21 protein-coding genes are annotated in these 23,159 nt (G+C 71.8%); 10 read left to right on the top strand and 11 right to left on the bottom strand.

Going from position 1 to position 23,159, the window contains the following annotated elements; genetic code table 11:
* Positions 1 to 77: 77 nt before the first annotated feature.
* Positions 78 to 2,795 carry a DNA polymerase I gene (polA, locus tag L1280_RS09895; protein WP_253582033.1) on the bottom strand — a complete coding sequence of 906 codons (2,718 nt, stop codon included), beginning with the start codon at positions 2,793 to 2,795 and terminating at the stop codon, positions 78 to 80.
* A gap of 68 nt (positions 2,796 to 2,863) precedes the next feature.
* Here polA and L1280_RS09890 point away from each other — a divergent pair, with 68 nt between their 5' ends.
* A complete protein-coding gene (locus L1280_RS09890; protein ID WP_253582031.1) occupies positions 2,864 to 3,667 on the top strand; it encodes an alpha/beta hydrolase fold domain-containing protein in 804 nt (267 codons plus the stop codon).
* A gap of 12 nt (positions 3,668 to 3,679) precedes the next feature.
* On the opposite strand, the gene L1280_RS09885 is transcribed toward L1280_RS09890, so the two are convergent.
* On the bottom strand, positions 3,680 to 5,665 hold the full coding sequence (locus L1280_RS09885) for an Ig-like domain-containing protein (RefSeq protein WP_253582030.1): 1,986 nt from the start codon (positions 5,663 to 5,665) through the stop codon (positions 3,680 to 3,682).
* A gap of 185 nt (positions 5,666 to 5,850) precedes the next feature.
* Positions 5,851 to 7,182: a phosphoglucosamine mutase gene (gene glmM / locus L1280_RS09880; protein ID WP_253582028.1), complete on the bottom strand. Its 1,332-nt coding sequence runs from the start codon at positions 7,180 to 7,182 to the stop codon at positions 5,851 to 5,853.
* 98 nt (positions 7,183 to 7,280) lie between these two features.
* Between glmM and L1280_RS09875 the strand changes: the two genes are divergently transcribed.
* The gene (locus L1280_RS09875) at positions 7,281 to 7,568 is read left to right on the top strand and encodes a hypothetical protein (RefSeq protein WP_253582027.1); all 288 of its coding nucleotides are present in this window, start codon (positions 7,281 to 7,283) and stop codon (positions 7,566 to 7,568) included.
* The gene (locus tag L1280_RS09870; protein WP_253582026.1) at positions 7,565 to 8,548 is read left to right on the top strand and encodes a phosphotransferase; all 984 of its coding nucleotides are present in this window, start codon (positions 7,565 to 7,567) and stop codon (positions 8,546 to 8,548) included. The genes L1280_RS09875 and L1280_RS09870 overlap by 4 nt, the downstream gene beginning before the upstream one ends.
* Here the strand turns inward: L1280_RS09870 and L1280_RS09865 are convergent.
* Both L1280_RS09865 and L1280_RS09860 read right to left on the bottom strand, forming a co-directional pair.
* Positions 8,545 to 9,645, bottom strand: coding sequence for a DNA glycosylase AlkZ-like family protein (locus L1280_RS09865; protein ID WP_253582025.1), 1,101 nt, complete (start codon positions 9,643 to 9,645; stop codon positions 8,545 to 8,547). The two genes, L1280_RS09870 and L1280_RS09865, sit on opposite strands and share 4 nt — an antisense overlap.
* A gap of 413 nt (positions 9,646 to 10,058) precedes the next feature.
* Complete coding sequence (locus L1280_RS09860) at positions 10,059 to 10,661, bottom strand: DNA-3-methyladenine glycosylase (protein WP_253582024.1); 603 nt, start codon at positions 10,659 to 10,661, stop codon at positions 10,059 to 10,061.
* 50 nt (positions 10,662 to 10,711) lie between these two features.
* Here L1280_RS09860 and L1280_RS09855 point away from each other — a divergent pair, with 50 nt between their 5' ends.
* Both L1280_RS09855 and L1280_RS09850 read left to right on the top strand, forming a co-directional pair.
* Entirely contained in the window at positions 10,712 to 12,019 is a 1,308-nt protein-coding gene (locus tag L1280_RS09855; protein WP_253582022.1) for a polysaccharide deacetylase family protein, read from the top strand.
* A gap of 120 nt (positions 12,020 to 12,139) precedes the next feature.
* Positions 12,140 to 12,955, top strand: coding sequence for a DUF937 domain-containing protein (locus tag L1280_RS09850; protein WP_253582021.1), 816 nt, complete (start codon positions 12,140 to 12,142; stop codon positions 12,953 to 12,955).
* A gap of 91 nt (positions 12,956 to 13,046) precedes the next feature.
* Here L1280_RS09850 and cysK read toward each other — a convergent pair whose 3' ends face one another.
* Positions 13,047 to 14,006 (bottom strand): cysteine synthase A, encoded by a 960-nt coding sequence (cysK, locus tag L1280_RS09845; protein WP_253582019.1) that lies wholly within the window; start codon positions 14,004 to 14,006, stop codon positions 13,047 to 13,049.
* Positions 14,007 to 14,102: 96 nt separating this feature from the next.
* Between cysK and L1280_RS09840 the strand changes: the two genes are divergently transcribed.
* The 4 genes from L1280_RS09840 to L1280_RS09825 are packed head-to-tail and all read left to right on the top strand — an operon-like array spanning position 14,103 to position 17,087.
* The gene (locus L1280_RS09840) at positions 14,103 to 15,068 is read left to right on the top strand and encodes a S41 family peptidase (protein ID WP_253582017.1); all 966 of its coding nucleotides are present in this window, start codon (positions 14,103 to 14,105) and stop codon (positions 15,066 to 15,068) included.
* Between the two features lie 28 nt (positions 15,069 to 15,096).
* On the top strand, positions 15,097 to 15,933 hold the full coding sequence (locus L1280_RS09835; RefSeq protein WP_253582015.1) for a metallophosphoesterase: 837 nt from the start codon (positions 15,097 to 15,099) through the stop codon (positions 15,931 to 15,933).
* Between the two features lie 54 nt (positions 15,934 to 15,987).
* Complete coding sequence (locus tag L1280_RS09830; protein ID WP_104991270.1) at positions 15,988 to 16,473, top strand: roadblock/LC7 domain-containing protein; 486 nt, start codon at positions 15,988 to 15,990, stop codon at positions 16,471 to 16,473.
* Positions 16,474 to 16,496: 23 nt separating this feature from the next.
* Positions 16,497 to 17,087, top strand: a complete 591-nt coding sequence (locus tag L1280_RS09825; protein ID WP_104991269.1) for an ATP/GTP-binding protein — start codon at positions 16,497 to 16,499, stop codon at positions 17,085 to 17,087.
* A 65-nt stretch (positions 17,088 to 17,152) separates the two neighbouring features.
* On the opposite strand, the gene L1280_RS09820 is transcribed toward L1280_RS09825, so the two are convergent.
* Positions 17,153 to 17,806, bottom strand: a complete 654-nt coding sequence (locus tag L1280_RS09820; protein WP_253582013.1) for a hypothetical protein — start codon at positions 17,804 to 17,806, stop codon at positions 17,153 to 17,155.
* Positions 17,807 to 18,039: 233 nt separating this feature from the next.
* Here L1280_RS09820 and L1280_RS09815 point away from each other — a divergent pair, with 233 nt between their 5' ends.
* The gene (locus tag L1280_RS09815; RefSeq protein ID WP_253582012.1) at positions 18,040 to 18,516 is read left to right on the top strand and encodes a GreA/GreB family elongation factor; all 477 of its coding nucleotides are present in this window, start codon (positions 18,040 to 18,042) and stop codon (positions 18,514 to 18,516) included.
* 58 nt (positions 18,517 to 18,574) lie between these two features.
* On the opposite strand, the gene L1280_RS09810 is transcribed toward L1280_RS09815, so the two are convergent.
* The 4 genes from L1280_RS09810 to L1280_RS09795 form a co-directional block, all read right to left on the bottom strand.
* Entirely contained in the window at positions 18,575 to 19,345 is a 771-nt protein-coding gene (locus L1280_RS09810; RefSeq protein ID WP_253582010.1) for an ABC transporter permease, read from the bottom strand.
* The gene (locus L1280_RS09805) at positions 19,342 to 20,286 is read right to left on the bottom strand and encodes an ATP-binding cassette domain-containing protein (RefSeq protein WP_253582009.1); all 945 of its coding nucleotides are present in this window, start codon (positions 20,284 to 20,286) and stop codon (positions 19,342 to 19,344) included. Before L1280_RS09805 ends, L1280_RS09810 begins: the two co-directional genes overlap by 4 nt.
* Positions 20,287 to 20,373: 87 nt before the next feature.
* On the bottom strand, positions 20,374 to 21,798 hold the full coding sequence (locus L1280_RS09800; RefSeq protein WP_253582007.1) for a superoxide dismutase family protein: 1,425 nt from the start codon (positions 21,796 to 21,798) through the stop codon (positions 20,374 to 20,376).
* The gene (locus L1280_RS09795) at positions 21,798 to 23,075 is read right to left on the bottom strand and encodes a sorbosone dehydrogenase family protein (protein WP_253582006.1); all 1,278 of its coding nucleotides are present in this window, start codon (positions 23,073 to 23,075) and stop codon (positions 21,798 to 21,800) included. Before L1280_RS09795 ends, L1280_RS09800 begins: the two co-directional genes overlap by 1 nt.
* Between the last annotated feature and the right edge of the window lie 84 nt (positions 23,076 to 23,159).

The following is a 23,159-nucleotide window of genomic DNA, read 5'->3' as shown; positions in this document are numbered from 1 at the left end:
GCGCTGATTTTGAACCCTTGAAGGGGCGAGGTTCAGGGAGTGTTGCTGCCCTGAACCTCGCCCCCTTCGAGTGGTCCCTACTTCGTGTCGTACCAGTTCGGCCCCGCACCGACCTCGACCGCCAGCGGCACGCTGAGTTGCGCGGCGCCCTCCATCACCTCGCGGGTGAGTTGCGCGACCTCCCCCGCGCGGTGCTCGGGGGCCTCGATCAGCAGTTCGTCGTGGACTTGCAGCAGCAGCCTCGCGCCCAGCGCCTCCAGCTCGCGGTCGAGCCGCACCATCGCCAGCTTGATGATGTCGGCGGCGGTGCCCTGAATGGGCATGTTGTACGCCAGCCGCTCGCCTGCTTCGCGCAGGGTGCGGTTGGACGCCTTCAGCTCCGGGACGTAGCGGCGGCGGCCGTACAGCGTCTCGACGTACCCATGCTCGCGCCCGAATTCCAGCGTGCGGTCGATGTAGCGCCGGATACCGGGGTAGGTGCTGAAGTAGACCTCGATAAAGGTGGCGGCCTCCGCGTAGGGAATACCCAGGTCGTTGCTGAGGCGGTGGGCGCTCATACCGTACAGGACGCCGAAGTTGACCGTCTTGGCGGCGCGGCGCTGCTGGGCCGTGACGGTCGCCTCATCCAGCCCCAGCACCTGCGCGGCGGTGCGGCGGTGGATGTCGGCGCCCTCCTGAAAGGCCTGCTGCATCAGGCGGTCTTCGGCAATATGCGCGAGCAGCCGCAGCTCGATCTGCGAGTAGTCGGCGCTGATCAGCACGAAGCCGTCGTCCGCGATAAAGCCCTTGCGAATCTCGCGGCCGAGTTCCGAGCGGATGGGGATGTTCTGGAGGTTGGGATTGAGGCTGCTCAGCCGCCCGGTCGCCACCGCCGTCTGCGCGAAGGTGGTGTGAAGCCTTCCGGTCTGCGGGTTCACCAGGTTGGGCAGCGGATCGAGGTAGGTGCCGCGCAGCTTCTCCAGCTCGCGGTATTCGAGCAGCGCGGGGATGATGGGGTGCTCGTCGCGCAGGGGTTCGAGGGCCGACACGGCGGTGCTCCGTTTGCCCGTCAGCTTGGTCTTCTTGCCGCTGGCGAGGCCGAGCTCGTCGTACAGAACGGTTTCGAGCTGGTCGCGGCTGCGGATGGGGAACTCGCGGCCCGCGTGCCCGTGAATCTCGGCCTCCAGGGTGGCGAGGCGCTCGGCCGTGGCGATGGACAGGCCGCGCAGGTAGGCGCTGTCGAGCCGCACCCCGCGCACCTCCATCCGGGCGAGGACCGCCGAGAGGGGGAGTTCCATTTCCCCGTACAGCTTGCGGCGGGGTTCGTCGAGCTGGGGAGGGAGGTCGGCCATCAGGCGGTGGGTGATCGCGGCGCGGGTGGCCGCGTCGTCGGGCCAGGAGAGGCGCAGGTAGCGCTCAGTGACGGTGGGCATGTTCGTGTTGGCGGGGTCGAGCAGGTAGGCGACGAGGAGGGGATCGTCCCCCGGCTCCACCACCGTGCCGCGCACGCTGAGGTGCGCCGCGAGCGCCTTGGCCCCCGCCGCCCGCACCGACCGCTGCCCGATGAACTCGGCGTCGGAGACGGTGGGGGGATAAAGGGCCGCTAGGCGCTGCGAGGCTTTCTCGGCGGCGCGGGCGGCCTTTTCCAGCGCCTTCTGCTCCGCCTTGGTCCGGGGCGCTTCCGGGAGGAGCGCGGGTTCAGCGGGCGCCTCCGCTGCGGGCAGCGCACCGGGCGGGGGGGTGCGTGCCTCGGTCGGCGCGACGCGGGCGACCTCGCCGTCGAAGGTGGCCGCCGCCACGAGGTCGGCGGTGAGGTCGTCCTCGCGCGAGAGGACGTATCCCCAGGTCACGTCCGGCCCCGGCGTGCGCCACGGCTCGGTCTGGGGTGGGGCGAAGGCTCCAGTTTCAGGGGCAGCAGTGGCGGCGGCCGCGAGCGAGTCGGCCTCCTTCTGCCCCAGCGCGAGCACCTCGCGCTTGAGGGACACCAGCTCCAGCTCGTCGAGCAACTCCATCAGGCGGTCGGGATCGCCGGGGCCACGCGGCACGCCGAGTTCGACCTTCAGCGGCAGGTCGGTGACCATGCACGAGAGGTCGCGGCTGAAATAGATGTCCTTTTCCGAGGCGAGCAGCTTCTCGCGGGTCCCCTTCGGTTCCAAGGTGCCCGCACGGGCGGCCTCCAGCGCGGCGTCGAGGGTGCCGTACTCCTGCAAAATCTTGGCGGCGGTCTTGGGGCCGATGCCCTTGGCACCGGGGATGTTGTCGCTGGCGTCTCCCGTCAGCGCCCGGTAGTCCACCCACTGCCGCACGGTGACCCCGTACTTCTCCAGCACCTCCTGCGGGCCGATCAGCGAGAAGTCGTTGGCGATCACGCGCACGTGGTCGTCAAGCAGTTGGTAGGCGTCGCGGTCGGAGGTCACGATGCGGACTTGCAGCCCCCGGCCTTCGGCCATGCGGGTCACCGAGGCGATCACGTCGTCGGCCTCGTAGCCGAGTTCCTCCAGCCGGGGCCAGCCCAGCGCGTCCACCAGGGCACGCAGGCGGCGAATCTGGCCGGGCAGGTCCGAAGGCGTCTGGGCGCGGCCCGACTTGTATCCGTCGTACTGCTCGTGCCGGAAGCTGCCGCCGGGCGGGTCGAATACCACGATGATCTGGTTGCTGGCCTGCCGCGCGAGCCGCAGCGTCTGGCGCAGGAAGCCCAGAATCGCGTGGGTCGCTTCCCCCTTGCTGTTGCTCAGGGGCGGCAGCGCGAAGTAGGAGCGGAACGCCAGCGCGTGTCCGTCGATGAGCACGAGCGTATCGGGCGAGGGGGGGGTCATGCGGGCATTGTACGGAGGGGTAGGGAAGGGGAGGGCGGCCCAGCCTGCCGTGCGGATAGGGTGGTGGGGTGGAGTCTGCCGCCTTCCCACCCCCGGACCTCGAACTCCTGGAAGACCTGCCCTTCACCACCTACGGGCTGCGGCTGGACCTGTTGCGGCTCCGTGAGAAAACTTCTGAGCGGCGGCCCGCCGTGATGCACCTGCACGGGGGCGCCTGGAGGATGTTCAGCAAGTGGCCGGTCGCCAACGTGTTTCTGGCGCGGGCGGGCTTCGTGACCGTCAGTGTGGACGACCGGCTGGCCCCAGGCGCCCTCTTCCCCGCGCAACTTCACGATGTCAAGACGGCGGTGCGGTGGCTGCGTGCCCACGCCGACCCTTACGGCATCGACCCGGAGCGCATCGGCGTCTGGGGCGTCAGCGCCGGGGGGCACCTCGCCGGACTGCTGGGGACCACCGCCGGGCCGCCTGACTTGGAGGGCACCGAGGGGGGCTGGCCGGGCGCGTCGTCCGGGGTGCAGGCTGTCGGGAACGTCTGCGGGGTGATGGACTTCCTCGACCCGGCCATGGGGTTTGGGCCGGAACCTTTCGCGCTGTTCGGGGCACCGCTGGCCGAGCGGCCCGACCTGGCGGTGCGGGCGAGTCCGGTCACCCACGCCTCGGCCCGTTCGGCCCCCTTTCTGCACCTGCATGGACGGCAGGATGGGGAGGTCCCGGTCTCGCAGGCCCGGCGAATGCACGCGGCCCTGAGCGCGGCGGGCGCCCGCAGTGAGCTGGTCGAGCTGGACGGCGACCATTACATCCACGAGAGCCATCAAGAGGAGGTGGAGCGGCGGCTGCTGGCCTTTTTCCGGCGCGAATTGGCCCACTCGTAAGTCTTTTCCGCCTCAGTGCCCGTGCAGCGGCTCGCCTACCAGCCCGTCCGGCGTGATCAGCCGCTCGACGATGGGGAAGGTTTCCAGCCCTTGCGCGGCCACGTTGGACATGGCGTAGGCGTCCGCCGCCGCGTAGTTCACGCTGTAGCCCAGGTCCGCCAGCGCCCCCAGCGTGAGGCGGCTCAGCGGCATCTGGCCCCGGCCCACGAAGCCGGTCATCAGCTCGGCCCCGAAGACGGACTTCTTCCAGTGGCCGCACTTGGTGCCCTCGCCGTAACTGTCCTCGACCGGGACGGCGGCGGCCAGCCCGCCCAGCGCCCGGTACTCTCGCAGGCCCGCCGCCCCGGTGTACTGCACCTGGGTCGCGGCCGTGCAGGAGGCCGCGTTGGCCGCCAGGAACTTGTTCCACAGGGTGCCGAGGCCCAGCACGTGGCCCATCTCGTGCAGGATCACGCCGGTCAGGGTGCCGTTCGCCTCCATGCCCGCGAGGTCGGCCGAGTCGAATTGCATCTCGCCCCAGAGGGGCAGGCTGGTGCCGGGCCGCACCTGCCTTGGCCCGGCCTGTCCCAGCACCTTGCCGGGGCCGTCGATGGGCACGCTGCTCGCCACGATGGTCAGGTCGTCCACTGTGACCCGCGCCCCGGTGGAAAGCTGCACGCCCGCCACATCCGGCAGCCCCGCCGCGATCACCTGCGACCAGCGGGCCGCTGCCCCGGTGAAGGCGGCCTGTTGCGCGGGGGTCAGCAGGGTGCCGTCCGGAAAGACGACCGTGATGGCGAAGGGGTCCGTGGTGGGTTGGGGGGTGGGCGGCTGGGACGGGGCCACGACCGTCACGGTCAGGGCCATCTTCCGGCTGGAATCGCCCACGCTGACGGCGGTGACGGTGGCGGTGCCGGGGGCCACGGCGCTGACCTGCCCCGAGCTGTCCACCCCCGCCACGCCGGGATTGGAGGTGAACCACGTGACGGCCGCGTCGAAGTTCCCCGTCCCCTGCACGGTCGCGGTGACGGGCTGGCTGCTGCCCGTGGTCAGGGTCAGGGAGGCGGGGCTGAGGGTGACCCCGGTCACCGTGGGCGCCGGGGCGCTGACGGTCACGGTGAGGCTGGCCCGGCGGCTGGGGTCGCCCACACTGGTGGCGGTAATGGTGGCTTGGCCGGGAGCGGCGGCAGTGACCCGGCCCCCCGCGTCCACGCCCGCCACACTGGAGTTGGAGGTCGACCACGTGACAGCCGGGTTGAAGCTGCCGGTCCCCTGTACCGCCGCCGTGACCGTCTGGCTGCCGCCCGTCGTCAGGCTGAGGTTCGCCGGGGACAGGGTCACCCCCGTCACGCTGGCGGTGGGCGCTGGGGCGCTGACCGTCACGGTGAGGCTGGCCCGCTGGCTGGAGTCGCTCACGCTGGTCGCGGTCACGGTCGCGGTGCCGGGGGCGACGGCGGTGATCCGCCCGGCCGCATCCACGCCCGCCACCCCCGGGTTGGAGGTGGTCCAGGTGACGGCCGGATTGAAATTGCCCGTGCCCTGCACCGTGGCGGTGACCGACCGAACCGTGCCCACGGTCAGGCCCAGCGCTGGCTCGCTGAGGGTGACCCCCGAGACGGTGGGAGCCACCGGACCGGGCACGGGGGCCGGGGGGGCCGACACGGTCACCGTCAGGCTGGCCCGGCGGGACGGGTCCTGCACGCTCGTCGCCGTGATGCTGGCGCTTCCGGCCCCCACGGCGCTGACCTGCCCCTGCCCATCCACGCTCGCCACGCCGGGGCGGTCGCTCGCCCAGGTGACCGCCGGGTTGAAGCTGCCCGTGCCCTCCACCGTCGCCTGCACGCGCCGCTGGGCACCGACCGTAAGGTCCAGGGCCGAGGTGTCCAGCCGCAGCCCCGTGACCGAAGCCGCCGGGGCCGTGACGGGCGGGGGCGTCACTGGACCGGGTGACGGGGCCGGGGTGCCGCAGGCGGTCAGGCCGAGGGCAAGGCAGAGGGTCAGGCGCAGGGCAGCAGGCATGAGGCAGGGGTCTCCAGGGGTGACGCGGGAAGGGAAGGCCATTCGTGAGGACAGTCTCAACTCGACTTCATCTCTATTTTAAAAAGGTGACGGTTCCAGACTGCGAGCCAATCGCCACGGCCTGTCGAAAAGCCCACAAAGAAAGACCCCGAGGCTGCGCCCGGGGTCTCCTGACCGCGATGAAGTCAGCCCCCCTGCCCCCGCGCCTCCACCACGCCCGCCAGCGTTCGGGCGACCTCGTGGATCTCGGCCTCGTCGGGGCCTTCGACCATCACCCGGATCAGGTTCTCGGTGCCGCTGGGGCGGAGGTTGACGCGGCCCCGGCCATTCAGGCGGGCCTCGGCCTCGGCGACGGCGGCCTGCACCCTCCCGTCGCGGGAGATGGCCTTTTTGTCGGCCACGCGCACGTTCACCAGCGTCTGCGGAAACATCACGAGGTCGTCGTGCAGAGCGTCGAGGGTGGTGCCCAGCTTCCGCATGTGCCCCAGGGTCAGCAGCGCGGTGAGCACGCCGTCCCCGGTGGGCGACACGTCGAGGAAAAGCATGTGCCCACTCTGCTCGCCGCCCAGGGTCAGGCCCTGCTCGTGCAGCCGCTCGTGGACGTAGCGGTCGCCCACGGCGGTGCGCTCCAGCCGGGCTCCCGCCTCCTTCAGCTTGACTTCCAGGCCCATGTTCGCCATCAGGGTGGTCACCACCGCCGCCTCGCCCCGTGCGCGGGCGCCCAGCAGCAGCATGTGGTCGCCGTGGACGACGTTGCCGCGCGAGTCCACGAACAGGGCGCGGTCGGCGTCCCCGTCGAAGGCCACGCCAAGGTCGTAGTCCCCCTCGCGCACAAGGCGCTGGAGGTGCTCCAGATGGGTCGAGCCGCAGCCCCGGTTGATGTTGCGGCCGTCGGGGGTGGTGTAGACGGCGAACACGTCCGCCCCCGACGCCTGAAAGACCTTCGGCCCCACCCGGTAGGCGGCCCCGTTCGCGCAGTCCATCGCCACCCGCAGCCCCGTGAGGTCGGGCGCGTGCCCCCGCAGGAAGCCCATGTAGATGCGTTCGGCCTCCGCATAGTTCGTCACCGAGCCGAGGTCGATGCCCGTGACGGGCGGCAGCGCGGCCACCTCGTCGATGGCGGCCTCGATCTCCAGTTCGGTCGCGTCGCTGAGCTTCTGGCCGCCGGGGCCGAAGAACTTGATCCCGTTGTCCTGGTAGGGGTTGTGCGAGGCGCTGATGACCACGCCCGCGTCGGCACCGAGGTGCCGGGTGAGGTAGCTCACGCCGGGGGTGGGCAGCACCCCCACGTGAATCACCGTGACGCCCCGGCTGGTCAGGCCCGCCGCGAGGGCGGCTTCCAGCATGTCGCCGCTCTGGCGGGTGTCCTTGCCGATCACCACGCTGGCGCGGGGATTGCGCCGCTTGAAGACCTCGCCCGCCGCCGCCCCCAGGGTCATCACCCAGGCCGGGGTCAGCGGAAATTCGCCCGCCACCGCGCGTACGCCGTCGGTGCCGAAATACTTGCGCTCTGTCATGATCGGCCATCATACGCGGCGACTCCCCATCTGCCGCCATGAAGTCACCGACACCCGCAGGGCGGAACTTCTTCCCGCGCCGCCGCGTACCCTGGGGCATGAGCGGATTTTCAGGCGGCTCCTTTTCCTTCGGTCGCAGTCATAGCCACAGCCACGGTCGCCGGGGTTTCGGGATGCTGGGCCACAGCCACAGCAGCGGGCACCGCCGGGGCGGCTTTCTCGGCGGCCTGACCAGCCACAGCAGCGGCCACCGGGGGCGCTATGTCGGGGGCGGGCACTACCGCCAGGCGCGGCGTCCCCGTGGGCTGGGGTGCCTGGGCGCATTCATGGTGGGCGCGGCCCTGACCGGGGGCACGCTGGCCGGGGTGCTCTCGCTGCTGGCGTGAGGCTGGCGGCCCTCGTAGGCGATCTGCGGCGGCTCTCCGGCCCCGGTCCCGCCCGCTCGGCGCGGGTGTGGCCGGGGGAGTTGCGGGCCGCCTTTCCCGGTCGCCGCCAGTTGCGCGAGGCGTGGGTGGGGGAGGGAGCGGCCTTCGCGCGGTACGCGGGCGGATCCAGCCCCCTTTTCCTGAAGTACCTCCCGGCGGGCTGGCGCGACGAGCGGGCCTACGTCCGGCTGGGGCGCGAGGCGGCCTACCTGCGCGACCTCGCGCCCCTCTCGCCCGTTCCGCATGCCCGCTTCCGGCACGCGGCGAGCGACCCGGCGCGACTGGGAGCACACCTCGTCACCGAGGACCTGACGGACGCGACGACGGGCTGGGGGGCCTTCGCCACCGACGCCGAGCGGGAGGACGCACTGGAGCGGATCGCGCGGCTGCTCGCACGTCATCATGCCTTCTGGCTGGAGAGGCCCGAACTGTGCGGCGAGTGGGGCTGGGACCCGGCGCGGGCGGTGCGGCGGGCGGGGCGGGTCAGGGTCGCCCCGGACTGGACGGATGGGGAGGGGGCGGCGGTGCGGGCGGCGGCCGAGGCCCTCCCCGCCCTCCTGGCTGCCACACGCGGCGTCACCCTCGCGCACGGAGACCTCCACGCCGGGCAGGTGCTGTGGTCGCGGGCGGACGGGTCGCCCATCCTGATCGACTATGGGCAGACGCACGCGGCGCCGCTGGGAGAGGACCTCGCCCACCTGCTGTATGTCCGGTTGGACGCCTCGGACCGCGCCCGCCTCGGCCCCCGGCTGCGCGGGGCGTACCTCGCGGAACTTGCCGCCCACGGCGTCCGCCGCAGCGAGGCCGAGTGGCGGGCGGAGGAACGGGCGGGCCTCGCCCTGAACGTGCTGGCGACGGCCGCGCAGGTCGGGCGCGATCCCGGCAGCGGCGTGCGGGAGGCGTTGGCACGGGTGACGGCGGGATGGCACGGGGAGGGTTAGCCCTCCAGGCCCAGGAACCGCCGGTAGCGCCCCAGTTCTGCCTCCAGCCCGCGCCGCAGCGCCACCGTTTCACGCACGCCGGGGGCGAAGTTCAGGTCGGCCCGCAGCTCGCCGCCCTCTGCCCGCAGGTTGGCCCAGCCCACCGCCCGCTCGGCCTGAAAGACGGGCAGGGCGTAGTAGCCGAATTGCCGCTTCTCGGCGGGCGTGTACGCCTCCAACCGGTAGGTCCAGCCGTGCAGGTGCGCGAAGCGGCGGCGGTCCCACACCAGGGGGTCGAAGGGGCCGACGATTCGCACGCCGCGCGGAGTGGCAGGCGCCGACACGTCCCACTCGGCGGGCCAGACGTAGCGCAGGCCGTCCACCCTCTCCCCGTGGAGTTCTTCCCGGACAGCCCGGCGAAAAGCCGTCCGGAGCTCCGAGCGCAGGTGCGGCAGCCCGAAGCCCGACAGGCTGACGAGGTAGCCCAGGCTCGCTTCCGGCAGCGGGGCATACAGGGCGGCGAGGAGGTGAACGGCGCCGCGCAGCCGCTCTTCCAGCGAGAGAGGCCGCTCGCGCAGGGCCGCCAAGTGGGGGGCCGGACCGTAGAGCCGCACCCCCGACACCCGGCGGGTCACGCGGGCCTCGCCCCGGTGGTGCAGGGCGTCCAGCGCCCGCGTGCTCGCCGCCGACTGCCCGCCCCAGGCATTCGCCACCCGGCCCCGGCCCAGCCGCGCGGCCACCTCGCGGGGGTGCAACTCACCGGACTCGCCCGACTCGCGCAGCAGCGCCCGCACCTCGTCCAAAAGCTCCGGGTGCTCACGCTCAATTCGCGTCTCGCCCACCTCGCGCGGGTGGAGCAGCGCCTGCACCCGCCGGGGCACGAAGCCGTAGTTGGGGAGCATGTCTTCCTCGGCGTCGAGCGTGGTGTAGAGGCGTTCGAGGTCGCCGGCCCGGTAACCGCGCACCCGCTGCATCAGCGTGAGGTCCTGGGCGCGGGCCGGGGCGCGGATGGGGTCAGCCTGGAGGAAACCCATCTCGTTCAGGGCGGCCTGGATGGACGGCTGGCGGGTCAGCGTGCGGTGGGCGAGGGCTCGGAGGGCGGCGGGCGTGGGGGGCATGGGGGGAGGGTAGCGGGTGGGGCTGTGGGCGGGGGCAGGGCATCTTGATTGCGATTTGCCCCCACCCCCCAGCCCCCTACCCCCAGGGGGGGTAGGGGGAGCGGCGCTGCGCTTGGCAAGGGCAGACGGGCGGCGCTGGTGGGCGTGGTCCTCGGCTGTAACGTTTGATCTTGATGCGGCCCATCTGCGGCCACCGTCTCGCTGCGCGAGCCGACGTGGGGAAGGCGGTGCGAGGGCCGTTCGCCCACACCTGTGCGGCGTCCGCTGTGCTCGTTTTCGAAGAGGCTTCAGCTTGGGCGCTGTTCCCCCTCTCCCCCCGTGGGATTCGTAGAGCTGCTTGCAGAGAGGGGCGTTGCGAAGCAACGGGGTGAGGGGGCAATGGGGCAAACGCCTACGCCCCCACTCCCTTCCCCTCACAGCTCCATGCTCGGCACCCCCGGCGACACCCAGGGATTCCCCCGAATCAGGAAGCGCCACGGCAGGGTCTTGCCCGCCAGCAAGCCGACGCGGGCGGTGACCCCGACCTGCTCGTCGGGCACGGCCGGGCCGGGCAGGAGATGCAGGGCCGGACCGTTGACGGGCTGCCCGGCGATCTGTTCAGGATTCAGCCCCAGCGCATAGACGAGCTTGGCGGGGCCGTTGGTGAGGTCACGCTCGCGGGTCACCGGGCGGTGGGTCAGCATGTGGCCGACACCCTCCAGTGGTTCCAGTGCCCGGATCAGCACGCTGGCCGAGACGCCCTCCTCCCGGCAGGCGACTTGCAGCAGGGGGTGGCCGTGCGCTGTCCAGAAGAGCCAATGGCCGGGCGGGATCGCCATCGCCAGGGTGCGGACGGCGTGAAAGCGTCCGGCCGTGCAGGCGGGGTCGCGGATGCAGTCGTAGGCCTCGGCCTCGACCACCCGGCCCGCGAGCACCTCGCCGCCCGGCAGCACGCGCACCAGGGTCGCGCCCAGCAGCTCCCGCGCGGCCCGCACCGGGTCACGGTCAAAAAAGGTGGGGGAGAGGGGCGCAGGCACCGTCCCAGGGTAAGGCAGCAGAGAGAAGAGGCGGCCTAGAGTTGCTCCTCGTGCGCATTCTTGTTCTGCTGCTGGCCCTCGCCTGCCTCGTGATTCTGCCCCGGTCGCGGGCCGGACACGTCCCGCTGGTCTATCACCAGGTGGGCGGGGGCGGCGGCGTGACGCTGGAGATCGACCCCGCCACACTGCGCCGCCGGGTGGAGACGCTGCGGGCCTCGGGCTACCTGTTCGTGACGAGCAGCGAGGCCCTGCGGCTGCCCGCCTCGGCCCGGACGGCCTCGCTGCGCTTCGACGACGGCTTCGAGAGTGTCTATACCCAGGCCTTTCCGGTGCTGCGTGCCCTGGGCGTTCCGGGCACGGTCTATCCCATCTGGGAGCGGGTGGGCCAACCGGGATACCTGACGGTGGCCCAACTGGAGGAACTGCGCGGGGCGGGCTGGGAGATCGGCTCGCACACCCGCACGCACGCGGCCCTGGTGGACCTGACCCCGGCCAGCCTGACGCGGGAACTGGCCTGGCCCGGCGGGGACGTGCCGGGGATGGGGCCGGGCGGCGGTTGCCTGGCCTATCCCTTCTACCTGCAAGACGCGCGGGTGCGGCGGCACGCGCAACTCCACTACGCCTGCGCCGTGGCCGGAACCTTCGGGGTGACGGGCGAGGCCCACGCCCTGCCGGGGCCGCTGGCCTCGCCCTGGGACGACTGGCTGCTGCCGTGGCGGGCGCCGCTGGGCGCGGACCTGCGGGTGCCCGCGCTGCTGGCCGGAGCCGGGCTGGGCGTCCTGGGCACGGGGGACGCCCCGGTTACCGCGCCGACCCTGTGGAACCCCGCCGCCCACGAACTGGTGGGGTCGGGCGCGTTCAGCCTGAGCTGGGAGGGCGGCGTGCGCGACACCCGCTTCCTGTGGCGGCAGGGGGACTGGGTGCTGGGCCTGAACCTGTTGCGCGGCGGGGCGAGCTACAGCGGCGCGAGCCTCGCGTACCACGTCGGCGGGCCGCTGACGGTGGCGGGCGGGTACGGCACGGCGGGGCCGCTGGGAGCGGTGGCCCTCGCGCTGGGCGGCTACGGCGAGGTCTGGGCGCGGGCGCTGCCGGGGTCGCTGGTCCTGGGGACCGAGGTGCTGCCGTTGGACTATCTGCGCCTGCGGGCCGAGTACGACGTGGTTACGCGGCGGGGCTGGGCCGAGGGGGTCTATGCCCTCCCGCTGCGCCCCGGCGAGGGCCGCCCGCTGCGGGCGCTGCTGGGCTACGACGGCAGCCTCTACGCGGGCGCGTCCCTGCGGGTGGGCGCCCACACGGCGGCCCTGACCACCCGGCTGGACCGCCCGGCCTTCGGGGTGCGCGTGCAGACCGTCTGGTAATGGCCGCGCACAGGGCCGGGAAGGAGCAAGGAACCCTCAACCCTTCCTTTCCCGCCGCGCTAGGGCCAGCACCTAGCCTGCGGGCGCACTTCCCCACTCACCCACAGGAGGCAGACCACCATGATGGACATCTTCAATATGCTCGGCGGCATGGGCCAGGCCCAGAACACCCTCGGCCAGCGGCTCGGCACCTCGCCCCAGCAGACCGAGGCGGCGATGGAGGCGGCCATTCCGCTGCTGCTCGGCGCGATGACCCGCAACGCCCAGGACCCCCAGGGCGCCCAGTCGCTCGCCGGGGCGCTCGACCAGCACGACGGCCGTGCCCTCGACCTCTTCGGGCAGGGGCAGGCCCCCGACCCCTACGAGGGCCAGCGGATTCTGGGCAAGGTCTTCGGCGGGCAGCAGCAGGCCGCCGCGCAGGCGGTCAGCCGCCGCGCCGGGATCGACCCGCAGCTTGCCATGCAACTGCTCTCGATGGCCGCGCCCCTCGTGCTGGCCTACCTCAGCCGCCGCCGTCAGGGCGGGGTGGGGCAGGGACAGACGGGCGGCTTTCCCGGCGGGCAGGCCGGGGGCATGGGCGGCATTGACATCGGCAGCATCCTGGGCGGCCTGCTCGGCGGCGGCATGGCCGGGGCGGGGAGCGGCATGGGCGGCGGCCTCGGCGGGATGCTGGGGGGCAGCCAGGACCAGGGCTCCGGGTACGGGCAGGGTCAGGCCGGGCGGATGGGCGGCGGGCAGGTCATCCCCGGCTACACGCACACCCCGGCGCAACCGCCGATGGGCAACCCGCTGGGGCACCCCGGCCACTCCGGCACGGGACAGATGGGCGGCGACCTCGGCGGAATGGTGGGAACGCTGAACAACGTCCTCGACCGCGACGGGGACGGCAACGCCCTGAATGACCTGATCGGGATGTTCGGGGGGCGGAGGCGGTAGGCGAGCGGCCAGCGGCCAGCAACAGAAAAGCCCCGGCTCAGGCTGGGGCTTTTTCAGTTCCGGCTGGCGGCTGGAAGCTGGCCGCCAGGGGCTACTCCTCCACCCGCTCGCGCGAGTACGCCTTATACCCCTTGGGCGTCCCCGGCCGGTCCGGGTGAAAGAGGCTGGTCGTGAGGTACCGCGCCCCGGTGTCGCAGGCGATGGTCGCCACCCGCTTCCCTGGCCCCAGGCGACGGGCCACTTCCAGCGCGGCCCACGCCATCGCGCCGCTGCTCATGCCCACGAACACACCCTCCTCGCGGGCCAGGCGGCGGGCCAGGGGATAGGCGTCCTCCTCCCAGACCGGAATCACCTCGTCGATCACCGAGCGGTCGAGGTTGGGCGGGATGAAGCCCGGCCCCATCCCCTGAAAGCCGTGCTCGCCGCGCTCGCCGCCCGAGAGGACGTTGCTGCGGGCGGGCTCCACCGCGATGACCTGAATGTCCGGGTCCTGCCGCTTGAGGAACCGCCCCACCCCGCTGATGGTGCCGCCCGTGCCCGAGCCGTACACGAAGGCGTCGATGCGGCCCTCCATCTGCTCCCACAGCTCGGGGCCGGTGGTGCGCTCGTGGGTCTGCGGGTTGGCGGGGTTGGAGAACTGGCCCAGCATCACCGCGCCCGTCTCGGCGGAGATGCGCTCGGCTTCCTCGATGGCGGCGAGCATCCGGCGCTCGGGGTCGGTCAGCACAAGCTGGGCGCCGTAGGCTTCCAGGGTGCGCTTGCGCTCCTCGCTCATCTGGGCGGGCATGCACAGGATCAACCGGTACCCCCGCGCCGCCGCGACCTGTGCCAGCCCGATGCCGGTGTTGCCGCTCGTGGGCTCGACCAGGGTGCCGCCCGGCTTCAGGACGCCGCGTTCCTCGGCGTCGGTCACCAGCCCCAGCGCGGTGCGGTCCTTGATGGAGCCGCCGGGATTCAGGCCCTCCAGCTTCACGAACACGTCCGCCATGCCCGGCTCGGTCACCCGGCCGAGTTGCACGAGCGGCGTCTTTCCGACCAGCGCGTCAATCATGGGGGGGAGCATAGAGCGGTCAGGGGCCAGCCTTCAGCAGTCACCAGCCCTTTCGGGGCGGAACGTTCGGGGCCGCCGCGCCGTACCCTGGGGACGATGCGTCCCCACCTGCGCCGTGCCCTCGCCCTGCCGGGCCTGCTGACCCTGGGGCTGGCCGGAGCGGGGGGCACGGGCGGCCCGCCTCCCGTGGACGCCTTTGCCCTCTACGACGCCGCCGCCGGGCTGCTGCGGACCCACTACGCCGGGCCACGGATGGGCGAGGTGGACCGCCTGCTCACCCAGGAGAGGGCCGACCTCGTCCGGCGCTGCGGGGGGCAGGCCCGCTGCCCCGAGGGACAGGGCCGCGCCGCCGTGAACGGGGTGCTTGCGGCCCTGGGCGACGGACACACGCAGCTTCTGTGGAACGTCGCCCTGCACCCCGACCCGTCCCCGTCGCCCCTCGACCCCCGGCTGCGGCCCACCCTGCGCTGGGAGGGGAAGGTCGCGGTGGTCGGCCTACCCGAATGGTTCGAGGTCGGGATGGGGGCCGCCTTCCGCGAGGCCGTGGGGCAGGCGGCGGCGCGGGGGGCGACCGGGCTGGTGGTGGACCTGCGCGACAATCCCGGCGGCGTGCTGGACGAGTGCCTCGCGGCGGCGCAGGTGCTGGCCGGGGACCGGGTGGGGCTGATCGGCGTGGGCCGCAGCGGGGCGGCGATCTACAACTGGCGCACCACCCCGCAGGCGCAGGCCGCCCGCGCGTGGCCGCGCTGGAATGGTCCCCTCGCGCTCCTCGTCTCGCCCGACACGGCGTCGTGCGGCGAACTCCTCGCCTACTGGGGCCAGCAGGCGGGCGGCACGGTGGTCGGCCTGCCCACGCGGGGCCTGCTGAACACCCTCGCGCGGGATTTCGCGTTGCCCGGCCCCTCGGTGCTGCGCCTGACCGCCGCGCGGGCCACGCCGGACGGCCAGGTCCCCTTGCCGGGACGGGTGCAGCCGGACCTCCGCGCCGGGCCGGAAGTGGCGGACATCCTCGCGGGCCGGGACCCGGTGCTGGAGGCCGCGCTGGAAGCCCTGCGGCGCTGAGCGCCCAGCGCTGGCCCTTCGCCCTAGAATGCTCCCTGTGCGCCTCGCCGTCATCGCGGACATTCACGGAAATGCCGACGCGCTGCGGGCGGTGCTGGCCGACGCGCGGGCGCAGGGGGCCGAGCATGTCCTTGTCAACGGCGACGTGGTGAACCGGGGGCCGGACTCGGTGGAGGCCCTCTCGCTGCTGCTCTCGCGGGAGGACGTGACCTTTACCCTGGGCAACCACGACGACCTCGTGCGGCTGTGGCACGGGCGCTCGGAGACGTTGCCGGGCGACTGGTTCACCGACCCCTTCTGGGGCGCGACCGACTGGACGGCGACCGAGCTGGACCGCGCCGGACTGCTGGACGTGCCGGGGGACTGGCCCATGACCCGCACCCTGGAGGTACCCGGCCTCCCGCCCGTCCTCGTTGCCCACGGCACCCCCGCCGACTACCGAGAGAGCCTCAGCGAGCGCACCGACCCCCGGCGGGTGGCCGAGCTGGCGGGTGGGGCGGGCGTGCTGGTCGGGTCGCACATCCACCGCCCGGCGCGGGCCGAGCGGGGCGGGGTCCTCGTCCTGAACACCGGGGCCGCCGGAACCCCGATGGACGGCGACCCCCGTGCCCAGTACCTTCTGCTGACCGCCGCGCCGGGGGGCTGGGTGCCCGAGCTGCGGCGGGTGCCCTACGACCGCTCCGGGGTGCTGCGCCGCTTCGAGACGAGCGGGCTGCTGCATACCGGCGTCAGCGCCGAGATCTTCCGCGACGAGGTCCTCACCGCCCGCAGCCTCTACACGCCCTACTGGATCTGGACGGAGGAGGGGGGCCTGCCCCGCGACGCCGCGACGTGGGCGGCGTTCCGGCAGGGCGTGGAGAGCTGAGCGGCCCCCGTTGTCAGAAGTTCGTGTGAACCACCCCCGTACACTCGCCGGGACATGATTGAACCTTCTCTCGCCCTGTACGGCGACGCGTTCGAGCGGGTCGACCAGCATCTGGAAGAGTTGCTGGGCGCCACAGGCGTCCGCTACTGCCTGCTGGTGGACCGCAAGGGCTTCGTGCTCTCGCACAAGGAGGCGCTGTGGGCGCCCCGGCCCCCCGCGCTCGACAGCGTCGCCACCCTGGTCGCCTCCAACGCCGCCGCCACCGCCGCCCTGGCGAACATGCTGGGCGAGCGCACCTTCAGCGAGCAGATTCACCAGGGCGAGCAGGGCACCCTGTACGTCGAGTCGGTGGGCGACTCCGCGCTGCTCACGCTGATTTTCGACGTGTCGGTGCCGCTGGGCCGCGTCAAGGTCCACACCAAGAAGACCATCGCGCAGGTCGCGGCGATCCTCACCGAGTTGGAGGCCGCGCCGCCCGTGCAGTTCAGTGACGACTTCTCGAACGGGGCCAACGCCCTGCTCGACGACCTGTTCGGCTAAGGGAAGGGAGGGAGAGACACAGCATGAGCACCATCAACTTCGCGGCCCGCGAGATCAACTGCAAGATCGTCTACTACGGCCCCGGCATGTCCGGCAAGACGACCAACCTCAAGCACGTCTTTTCCAAGGTGCCCGGCCACCTGCGCGGCGAGATGGTCTCGCTCGCCACCGAGGACGAGCGCACCCTCTTCTTCGACTTCCTGCCGCTGGACCTGGGCACCGTGCAGGGCTTCAAGACGCGCTTTCACCTGTACACCGTGCCAGGACAGGTCTTCTACAATGCCAGCCGCAAGCTGATCTTGCGCGGGGTGGACGGCATCGTCTTCGTGGCCGACTCGTCCCCCAACCGCCTGCGGGCCAACGCCGAGAGCATGCGCAACCTGCGCGAGAACCTCGCCGAGCACGGCATCGACGTGCGTGACGTGCCCATCGTCCTCCAGATCAACAAACGCGACATCGAGGGAGCACTGCCCACCGAGATGATCCGCGCGGTGGTGGACCCCAAAAAGGAACTGATTCTCTTCGAGGCGACCGCGCACAACGGCGGCGGCGTGTTCGAAACCCTCAAGAGCGTGAGCAAGCTGGTGCTGGACCGGCTGTCGCAGAACAAGTAAGCGCAACGGGTGAGGGGTGGGGGCACACGTGGCGCCTCCCACCCCTCGCTGTTGTCCCCAACGGCTTACGCGTCGGCGTCTTCCTCGGTGCCCGGCAGCGGCCGGGTGCGGGGCGGGCCGCCGTCGATGCCGCCGGACCCGGCGACGCGGGCGCCCTTGACCTCGCCGCCCGCGTCCTGGCTGGGGTCCGCGAGGCGGGTGGTGCCCTCGGTGTTGTCGGTGCTGATCACGCTGAAATCCGAAAAGCTGCCGGGCACCCCGTCGTCGAAGGCGGGCTCGTCGTTCACGTTGTTGGGCACGAAGTCGGTGCCGTAGGCCGCCGCGTTGTCCATCATCTCGGTGCGGATGTCCGGGTCGATGCCGTCGTCGTACACCACGCCCGCTCCGGCCAGCGCGTCGCTGCCGCCCTCGCCCACGCGCCCGCCCGACACCTCGCCCGAGACGGGGAAGTCGGCCTCGACCTCGGCCACGTCGCGGATCTGGTCGGCGTTGGCCTGGGCGTCCTGGTTGGCAGGGTCGTCGTCCTCGGGCAGCGAGTAGTCCATCGTGCCCGCGCCCGTGATGCTCGCGCCGCCCACGGGCCGCAACTCGGCGTCGGTCGGCTCGCGGTCGTCCTGCTCGAATTCCTCGGCGGTGACGGTGCGGTCTTCCTGCACGGGGTCGGTCGGCTCGTCGGCGATGGACGGGTCGCGGTTGATGGGGGCATTGGGATCGGTCATGGGCTTCCTCCTGTGGGCCTGCTTCCCTGATGGGGGCGGGCCGCGCTGCCCCGATTACAGGCCACGCCCGGCCCCGCGCGGTGAGGAATTCGGAAACGCGCGTTGGCGCATGTGTCCCGGCGGTGTCTTAAGCCGCCTGTCACCGCTTGGGCCGCCGCGCTCCCTACAGTGACCCTCTGACCGGAGGCCGCCGCGCCCCCGCGAGACCCCCGCGCAAGACCACAGGAGGAGTTATGGCAGAAGAAGTGCAGATGACGGCGGAAGGCTACCAGCGCCTTCAGGACACGCTCGACAAGGAACGGCAGCGGCGCGACGACGCCATCGCCCAGATCGCCGCCACCCGCGACGACGCGATGGACCTTGAAGACCGCAACCTCGAAACCGCCCAGATCGACCTTCCCAGCATGGAGGCCCGGATTCTGGAACTCGAGGACGTGCTGGCCCGCGCCGTGATCGTGGAGGGCACGCCGGAGCAGGATGGCCAGATCACCCTGGGATCCCTGGTCGTCCTGCGCGACGACGAGCGTGACCGGGAGATGGAGGTTCGCCTCGTGAGCGCGGTCGAGGTCGATGCCCTCGCGGAAGGGGCCACCCAGGTCAGCGAGGACAGCCCGGTCGGGCAGGCCCTGATGGGCCGCCGGGTGGGGGAGAGCTTCGAGGTCACGCAGGGCGAGCGGCAGCTCCGGTACACCGTCAAGAGCGTGGGATAAAGCCGAATGGAGCGGGGGAGCCGGTCGGCACTGGCTCCCCCGCTCCGTTCGTTGTGCCTTACACGTCCCGCCGCTCGAAGGCCAGCGCCGCCAGCACCCCGAAGCCCACGGTGTAGATCAGCAGCAGGATCAGCCCCGAGGCCACGTCCGTCTGACGGGCGTACAGGTCGAAGTGGGTGGTCGGGAGCAGCCGCTGCACCCACTCGGGAAAGACGGCGAACAGGCGCAGGATGTTCAGGCTCGCCAGCGTCGCGAGCGCGGCGGCGGCGGTGTTGAGGTACAGCACCCCGAACAGCACCGCGAGGCTGGCGACGGGCAGCAGCATGATCGCGGCCAGGAGCGAGGCGCGGAGCACCTGCCCCAGCGCTTGCCCCGGCGTGAGTACACCGACGCCCTGAAAAAACCCCGGCCCCAGCCCGGTCCCCCCGGTAAACGGCCCCAGCCCCAAGAACAGGCCCGCGAGCAGCGACCCCGCCACCGTCGCCAGCACCAGCAGCAGCGGGTACAGCAGCGCGACGAGCAGCTTGCCCGTCAGCACGCGCGTGCGGTTGACCGGCCGCAGCAGCAGCGGCGCGAGCGTGCCCCCGCTGACCTCCGACCCGATGAGTTCCGCGCACGTCACGGCGATGAAGAGGGGCAGCAGAAACTGCACCAGCACGCCCAGGCTGACCGCCGGAAGCTGCCACCCACTCACCAGCTCCACCCCGAAGAGGGCCTCCACGCGGGGCGCCCAGGGCCACAGCAGCGGCAGCAGGAAGCACACCAGCAGCCCCAACTGGGCGCTGCGCCGCCGCAGTAATTTCCGGAGTTCCAGCGCGAAGAGGGTCATACCGCCACCTCCACCCGTTCGCGGTAGTACTCGTAGAGGTCGAAGTGGTCGGGGGCAGCCTCCAGCACCCGGAATCCGCCCTGGCTGAGGTGCGCGAGCGCGTCGGGCACCCGCGCCTCGTCCCCGAGGTGCGCCAGCGCGTAGGGCGTGCGGGTACCCACCCCGCTCACGAAGGGGAGGCGCCGCAGCCACTCGGCGGCCCCAGCCGGGTCACCCACCCGGAAGCGGTAGGCCGCCTGCCTTGAGCGCAGGTCCACCGTGTCCACCATCCGCCCACCCGTCAGGATGCCGACCCGATGCGCGTAGGTGGCAATCTCGCGCAGGTGGTGGGTGCTAAGCAGCACCGCGCAGCCGTCCCCCGCCAGATCGGTCACGATGCGGTGGATCAGGCCGATGCCCAGCGCGTCCAGCCCGCTCGTCGGCTCGTCCAGAATCAGGACACGGGGCCGCGCCAGAATCGCGCTCGCCACCCCCAGCCGTTGCCGCTGCCCCAGCGAGTACTCTCCGACCCGGCGGTCCGCCATGCGGGTAAGTTCCAGCAGCGCGAGCACCTCGCGGATGCGGCCCGTGCCCACCCGCTCGGCTCCCGGGGCCATCGCCGCGAGGCCCGCGTGCATCCGCAGGTTCTGGGTCCCGGTGAACTCGGGGTGGAAGCGGGCGGGGGCCTCCACCACCGCTCCCAACGCGGCGCGGGCGCGGGGGCCGTCGTGGTGCACGTCGCGCCCGCACAGCCGCACCGTCCCCGAGGTCGGAAAAGCCAGCCCGGTCACCGTGCGAATCAGGGTGCTTTTGCCCGCGCCGTTGGGGCCAGTCAGCGCGTAGACCTCGCCGGGAGTCACCGCGAGGTCGATGTCGTGCAGGACGCTGTGGCGTCCGTACCGCTTGTGGAGGCCGCGCACCTCCAGGGCAGGGGCGGGCGCTTCGGGGGGAGGCTGGGTCACGCCCGCCAGGGTAGGAGGGGAAGTGCGTCGGGAGTCTTACAAAGGAAAGGGGGAAACCCGCTGGCCTCCCCACAATCCCCACCGCGTTCAGAACTTGCCGAAGCGCGTCAACCGGAAGGGCGTCTCCGGCGGAATCCCCGCCATGTTGCGGTCCAGTTGCGCCTGCGTCACCACGAGGTCATTCCCGACCATCGCCAGCGTCGCCGGGAAGCGCAGGCCGCGCAGGGGTTCCTCTGCGACGAGTTGGCCCGTCCCGTAGTCGGCCGAGAGGCTGACCTTGCTCACAACCTGATCCTTGTTGCGGGTGATGTAGAGGGTGCGGCCGTCGAGCAGCAGGCCGTCGCCGTTGGTCAGGCCCGTCATCACCCGGCGCACGGCCTTCGTCCGCAGGTCGATGCGCCACAGCTCACCCGTGTTCGTCTGCACCGCCAGCAACGCCCGCCCGTCGGGGGTGGGCACGAGGCCGTTAAGGTTCACGCCGGGGCCGTACTTGATGGGCGTCCCGGCGAGATTCAGCCACGCCGTCAGGTTCAGGTTGCGGTCCACCCGGAAAATCACCGGGCGGTTGGAGTCGGTGACGTACACGTTGCCGTCAGGGGCGGGCGTGAGGTCGTTGATATAGGGGTTGGGCGACTTGGGCGTCTCCAGCACCTTCAGGGTCATGCCGTCGGGCGTCAGGATGCTCACCGTGCCCTGCGCTCCGCCCGCGATCCACAGGCGGCCCTGCGTGTCCACCTTCAGCCCCAGCGCGGCCTGACGCCCCAGCGCCCCGCCTTCCTGGAACTTGCTGACCACACCGGTCGCGGCGTTGATCGCGTAGATGGTGCCGTTCACGGCGCTGCCGGTGTAGATCACGCCCCGGCGGGCATCGTAAGCCACGCCTTCCGGGAAGTCCTGAGCGCCGGGGAGGGTGTAGTCGGTCGCCGTGAAGGTGTCGCGCGTGATCACGCCGCAGCGCTCGCGGGCGCCCGACATGCCCGCCGGGTCGGACTTGTAGTCGTCGGGGCGGGCGTGGATGACCAGGGTGCGGTTCAGCGCCCCGTTCATCCCGGTCAGGCTGAACTTTCCGGTCGTGAAGCTCGCGCGGCCCACCCCGTCGGCGCCCACATTCAGCATGGGGGCGTCGCCGCCGTGCCCGTACTTGTTGGGGGCCTGCGGGTCGTCGTGGTTCTTGCTCATGCCGGGGTCAAAGTGCCCGCCTGCCCCGCCGAAGGGCACGATGGTGTTCGTGGCCTCGTCCACGCCGGGGGTGCAGCGCCCGTACTCGTGGACGTGCATGCCGTGCTGGCCGGGCGTCAGGCCGCGCACCTCCACCGTGACCTGCACGCCCATCCCCTGCTGGACAAAGCGGGCGGTCCCCAGCGCTTGCCCGGCGGGATCACGCATGACCGCCGTCGCGCTCAAGGGCGTGCTGGCCGGGGCCATCGTCATGGGGGCACCGGCCCCGCCCGCCACCGCCGCACCCAGCGCGAGGGCACCCAGAGCGAAATACCGCTTGGTCTGAAGCTTCATCACTGGCCTCCCGTGTACAGCACGCGGTAGATCACGCCGCTTTGGTCATCGGTAAAGAGCAGGCTGCCGTCGGTGTAGGTCGCCACACCCGCCACGCGCCCGAACTGCTTCCACTCGCCGCCTTCCTGATACACGAAGCCCGTCACGAAGGGCTGAATGGCGGTGGGCCGGTTCTGCGCGTCGAAGTTGATGCGGCCGATCTCATAGCCACTGGGCGCCGAGCGGTTCCACGAGCCCCGGAAGGCGACGAAGGCGTCATTGCGGTACTCGGCGGGGAACTGGGTCGCCGTGTAGAAGTTCAGGGCGATGGGCGAGGCGTGCGCCGTGTACGTCAGCAGGCTGCCCTGGGTCAGGTCGCAGTACTCGGCCTTGGTGATCTTGCCGGGAATCTGGCTGGAGTTGGTGTAGGGGTCGGGGCGGCGGTCGGCGTAGCAGAAGGGCCAGCCGTAGTTGCGCCCGCGCTGGATCACGTTCAGCTCCTCGGGTGGGAGGTCGTCGCCGTGCCAGTCCATGCTCATGTCCAGGCCGTACATCGTCCCCGTGACCGGGTGCCACCCGAAGCCGACGGTGTGGCGCAGCCCCCGCGCGTACACCTCGCGCCACTGCCCGTCGGGGCGAATGCGCAGGATGGTCGCCTCCTCGGGGTTCTGGGTTGGGGAATCGTTGTTGGTGGAGCCGAAGGAGGCGTAGAGGTAGCCGTCCGGCCCCCACTTCAGGCTGCGGGCGGGGTGCTGCCCGGCGTCGGGGAAGCCGTCCGCGAAGACGCGCGGCACGCTGAGGCCCCCGTCACGGCTCATGTCCATCACCCAGATGGTCTTCTCGCCCACCGCGTAGAGCTTGCCGCCCTTCACGTCCAGCCCGTGCACCAGCTTGAGGTTCTGCGCGACCATGCGGCGCTCGCCCGCGTCGAAGAGGCCGTCCTTGTTGACGTCCTTGAGGTACCAGATGTCGTTCTGCTGGCGCCGGGTGAGGTAAATCCCGCCGTCGGGCATCACGTGCATCATCCGCGCGTTGCCGAGGTTCGTCGCCATCACCTTGATCTGGAAGCCCGCCGGAACCTTCAGCCGGGCGAGCTTGTCGGGTGTGAAGCCCAGGGCGCGGGGCTCGTTGCGGGTGGCCGTCACGGTAACGGGCGGCTCGGGGGCGGGCAGCGGGCGCGGGGTGGGGATGGTCGTCTGGGCGGGGCCGGGGCCGGTGGGCGAGGCCGAGCCCTGGGCCAGGGCCGCCCCCAGGGTACCGAGCGCGACCGTCAGGGCAGCGAGCATGGGCTTGTGCATGGGTGTCCTCCGCTCACCAAGGTCACATGCGGGCAGACGTGGGAATCCTCTCTCAGCACACCTTCTGAGAGGGGGCGTAGCGTC

The sequence above is a fragment of the Deinococcus sp. HSC-46F16 genome, assembly GCF_024171495.1.
GTDB lineage: Bacteria > Deinococcota > Deinococci > Deinococcales > Deinococcaceae > Deinococcus.
The sequence above is the reverse complement of the archived record's forward strand: the minus strand, read 5'-3'. Positions and strand labels throughout refer to the sequence as shown.

Excerpts from the sequence above, each read along its gene's own strand:
- polA (WP_253582033.1), bottom strand. The coding sequence starts at position 2,795 with ATGACCCCCCCCTCGCCCGATACGCTCGTGCTCATCGACGGACACGCG.
- L1280_RS09885 (WP_253582030.1), bottom strand. The coding sequence starts at position 5,665 with ATGCCTGCTGCCCTGCGCCTGACCCTCTGCCTTGCCCTCGGCCTGACC.
- glmM (WP_253582028.1), bottom strand. The coding sequence starts at position 7,182 with ATGACAGAGCGCAAGTATTTCGGCACCGACGGCGTACGCGCGGTGGCG.
- L1280_RS09875 (WP_253582027.1), top strand. The coding sequence starts at position 7,281 with ATGAGCGGATTTTCAGGCGGCTCCTTTTCCTTCGGTCGCAGTCATAGC.
- L1280_RS09865 (WP_253582025.1), bottom strand. The coding sequence starts at position 9,645 with ATGCCCCCCACGCCCGCCGCCCTCCGAGCCCTCGCCCACCGCACGCTG.
- L1280_RS09850 (WP_253582021.1), top strand. The coding sequence starts at position 12,140 with ATGATGGACATCTTCAATATGCTCGGCGGCATGGGCCAGGCCCAGAAC.
- cysK (WP_253582019.1), bottom strand. The coding sequence starts at position 14,006 with ATGATTGACGCGCTGGTCGGAAAGACGCCGCTCGTGCAACTCGGCCGG.
- L1280_RS09840 (WP_253582017.1), top strand. The coding sequence starts at position 14,103 with ATGCGTCCCCACCTGCGCCGTGCCCTCGCCCTGCCGGGCCTGCTGACC.
- L1280_RS09835 (WP_253582015.1), top strand. The coding sequence starts at position 15,097 with ATGCTCCCTGTGCGCCTCGCCGTCATCGCGGACATTCACGGAAATGCC.
- L1280_RS09830 (WP_104991270.1), top strand. The coding sequence starts at position 15,988 with ATGATTGAACCTTCTCTCGCCCTGTACGGCGACGCGTTCGAGCGGGTC.
- L1280_RS09825 (WP_104991269.1), top strand. The coding sequence starts at position 16,497 with ATGAGCACCATCAACTTCGCGGCCCGCGAGATCAACTGCAAGATCGTC.
- L1280_RS09820 (WP_253582013.1), bottom strand. The coding sequence starts at position 17,806 with ATGACCGATCCCAATGCCCCCATCAACCGCGACCCGTCCATCGCCGAC.
- L1280_RS09815 (WP_253582012.1), top strand. The coding sequence starts at position 18,040 with ATGGCAGAAGAAGTGCAGATGACGGCGGAAGGCTACCAGCGCCTTCAG.
- L1280_RS09810 (WP_253582010.1), bottom strand. The coding sequence starts at position 19,345 with ATGACCCTCTTCGCGCTGGAACTCCGGAAATTACTGCGGCGGCGCAGC.
- L1280_RS09800 (WP_253582007.1), bottom strand. The coding sequence starts at position 21,798 with ATGAAGCTTCAGACCAAGCGGTATTTCGCTCTGGGTGCCCTCGCGCTG.
- L1280_RS09795 (WP_253582006.1), bottom strand. The coding sequence starts at position 23,075 with ATGCACAAGCCCATGCTCGCTGCCCTGACGGTCGCGCTCGGTACCCTG.